At 49.2% G+C, this 1627-nt stretch carries 2 protein-coding genes and 2 pseudogenes; 2 read left to right on the forward strand and 2 right to left on the reverse strand.

Going from position 1 to position 1627, the window contains the following annotated elements; genetic code table 11:
- On the reverse strand, positions 1–290 hold a 290-nt coding region (locus BTM36_RS00095), incomplete at its 3' end, for an FUSC family membrane protein (protein WP_254426881.1).
- A 95-nt stretch (positions 291–385) separates the two neighbouring features.
- On the opposite strand from BTM36_RS00095, the pseudogene BTM36_RS00100 reads away from it, so the two are divergent.
- Positions 386–679, forward strand: a pseudogene (locus BTM36_RS00100) (Hsp70 family protein); the annotation flags it as partial.
- A 132-nt stretch (positions 680–811) separates the two neighbouring features.
- Here the strand turns inward: BTM36_RS00100 and BTM36_RS29245 are convergent.
- Positions 812–967, reverse strand: a pseudogene (locus BTM36_RS29245) (carbohydrate porin); the annotation flags it as partial.
- Positions 968–1291: 324 nt separating this feature from the next.
- On the opposite strand from BTM36_RS29245, the gene BTM36_RS00110 reads away from it, so the two are divergent.
- Positions 1292–1627 (forward strand): proton-conducting transporter membrane subunit (locus BTM36_RS00110; protein ID WP_305778095.1); only part of this gene is annotated, 336 nt, incomplete at its 3' end.

A 1627-nucleotide genomic window follows, 5' to 3' on the forward strand; every position in this document is an offset into this window, starting at 1 on the left:
TAGTCGTTGTTGTTATTTGCCGCCAGCATATGCAGTTGTTGGTAACACTGGCTAATCATATCCACCGCCTTTTGCTGGCGTGCCAGGAGTGGCGGAAGGGCTTTTTCTGGATCGACGTGCTGCGTCAGTAAACTGTATTTCGCTTCGCAATAGTCCGCCAGTTGGCGATACAGCAGGCTCAAGGATTCACGCAGCGGTTGCTCTCGCCACAGCCAGAACCAGAAGGCGTTAAACGCGCCGTACCACAGGGTACCCAGCCCATAAATCAGCAACGGCTCCCAGATGGGCATGTTACCGGCGAGGCTGAGAGTAAAGATGGCGGCAATGAGCGAGGCGGGTACTAACAGATCCAGGGAGGCCAGCGCCTGCGCGTTGCGAAGGGGATGAGCGTAGATCTAGGTGGTCGGCGTACAAAATTGCAAACCTGGAAGTTGAACGAATCATCAACGAACCTACTGCTGCAGCGTTGGCTTATGGTCTTGATAAAATGGATGAAGACCAGACAATTCTTGTTTATGACCTTGGCGGCGGTACTTTTGACGTGTCTATCCTTGAACTTGGCGATGGAGTATTTGAGGTAAAATCCACTGCCGGAGATAACCGTCTTGGCGGAGACGATTTTGACCAAGTAATTATTGACTACCTGGTTGATCAATTCAAAAAAGAGAATGGCATTGACCGCGTTTACTTTGTTCTCCGTCGCCTGCATTTTTTGCTCACTGACGGTGGTGCGCGCGTTAAGAGCGTGTAATTGTTGCTCTGCGTTTTTGGCCCGGTTCTCGGCGCTGATGGTTCGCTGTTCTGCCGCTTTAGCTCTGGCATTCGCCTCGCTGGCCTGATTGACCGCGTCATTAAGCCGCGATTCCAGCAATGCCAGCCGCTGTTCAACCGTCAGAGCGGCAGCTTGCGCCGTATTTACCCCAAAAAAGGCGCAGCAAACCGCTGCGCTAATCAGTGTGATACGCATAAAAGTCCTTAAAAGTCAGAGGTTTTTTATATTTGAGTGTGGTTATATCGCCGTCGCAATGCCCTTGACGGCCTGGATGCCGCCATAGGCCACGCTCAGTTGTTCGACTTTGAGGATGTTCGTTGTCATGTTTTGTGCTCTCGCTAGCTGCTTGGAGGCTGTACTGAAATCAATCCACTACCGTTCGGACTGAGTAGGCCATTGATGGCCGTATCGAAGACACGCCTGCGCGCCCCTTCGATACGCGGCTGCGCCGCTACTCAGGACGAACGGTAAGCGGCTGCGCAACCGATTTCGAGGCCGCCATTAGTTAATGTCCAACTTTTGTTACTTGCATCCTATGTGCTTATTGCCTTAGGAGGAGAAAAAGTACAATTAAGAGAATCCATTAAGTATGTATTAATCAATGTCTTGTCTTCATGGTTTTTCCTTGTTGCCATTGCATACTTATATGGTGCCATTGGAACATTAAATATGGCTCATATTTCAGAACGGATAGCTGAATCAGGTCAAACGCCTTTGTTGACCGTTATTAGTATTGTATTTTTAACGGTCTTTGCCTTGAAAGCTGGACTATTACTTTATTTCTGGCTTCCGGGCTCTTATAGTATTGCGCCAACCGCAGTCGCTGCATTATTTGGAGCATTATTAACAAAAGTT

The organism is Herbaspirillum sp. VT-16-41, assembly GCF_001994935.1.
GTDB lineage: Bacteria > Pseudomonadota > Gammaproteobacteria > Burkholderiales > Burkholderiaceae_D > Herbaspirillum > Herbaspirillum frisingense.